This is a genomic window from Devosia sp. (assembly GCF_017307565.1).
Taxonomy (GTDB): domain Bacteria; phylum Pseudomonadota; class Alphaproteobacteria; order Rhizobiales; family Devosiaceae; genus Devosia.
In genome coordinates, this window is the sequence record NZ_JAFKHD010000247.1 from 1 (window position 1) to 1,340 (window position 1,340).

General features: G+C 62.8%; 1 protein-coding gene. It reads right to left on the reverse strand.

What is annotated here, in order from left to right; genetic code table 11:
• Positions 1–2 precede the first annotated feature (2 nt).
• Positions 3–1,340: aldehyde dehydrogenase (adh, locus tag J0I64_RS08220; RefSeq protein WP_291407107.1), on the reverse strand; the 1,338-nt coding region annotated here is incomplete at its 5' end.

Here is a 1,340-nt window from a genome sequence, read left to right on the forward strand (position 1 = left end):
GTTTAGAAGAAGCCCATGGCATTGGGGCTGTAGCTGATGAGCTGATTCTTTGTCTGTTGATAGTGGTCGAGCATCATCTTGTGATTCTCGCGGCCGATGCCGGACTGCTTGTATCCTCCGAAGGCGGAGTGCGCCGGATAGAGGTGGTAGCAGTTGGTCCACACGCGGCCTGCCTCGATGCCCCGGCCAAAGCGGTAGGCGCGGTTCATGTCGCGCGTCCATATACCGGACCCCAGACCGTAAAGCGTGTCGTTGGCGATGGCCAGGGCTTCTTCGTCATCCTTGAACGTCGTCACCGAGACGACCGGCCCGAAGATCTCTTCCTGGAAGACGCGCATCTTGTTGTTGCCCTCGAAGACCGTCGGCTCAATGTAGAAGCCGTTGGCCAGGTCTCCGCCGTTGTCCGCGCGCTTGCCGCCGGTCAGCACCTTCGCGCCCTCTTGTTTGCCAATGTCGAAGTAGGAGAGGATCTTCTCCATCTGCTCGGTGGACGCCTGCGCGCCGATCATGGTGTCGCGGTCGAGCGGATTGCCGCGCTTGATCGCCTTGACCCGGCCCAGCGCACGCTCCATAAAGGCGTCATAGATCGACTCCTGAATCAGGGCGCGCGAGGGACAGGTGCAGACCTCGCCCTGGTTGAGCGCGAACATGGTGAAGCCCTCGAGCGCCTTGTCGAAGAAGGCGTCGTCCTCGCGCATCACGTCGGCGAAGAAGATGTTGGGACTCTTGCCGCCGAGTTCGAGCGTCACCGGAATAATGTTCTGCGAGGCGTACTGCATGATGAGCCGCCCGGTGGTGGTCTCGCCGGTAAAGGCCACCTTGTTGACACGCGGACTCGATGCCAGCGGCTTGCCCGCTTCGAGGCCAAAGCCGTTGACCACGTTCAGCACGCCGGGAGGCAGCAGGTCGCCGATCAGTTCCAACAGAACCAGGATCGACAGCGGCGTCTGCTCGGCGGGCTTCAGTACCACGCAATTGCCCGCGGCCAGCGCCGGAGCCAGTTTCCATGTCGCCATCAGGATAGGGAAGTTCCACGGAATAATCATGCCGACGACGCCCAGAGGCTCGTGGTAGTGGTAGGAGACCGTGTCCGCGTCGATCTCCGAGATGCCGCCCTCCTGCGCGCGAATGCAGCCGCCGAAGTAGCGAAAGTGGTCGATGCTCAGGGGCAGGTCCGCGGCGAGCGTCTCGCGGATGGCCTTGCCGTTGTCCCAGGTCTCGACCGTCGCCAGCATCTCGAGGCTATCTTCCATGCGCTGCGCAATCTGTTCGAGAATATGTCCGCGCACGGCCGGCGAGGTGCGGCCCCACGCGGCCTTGGCGGCGTGGGCGGCGTCGAG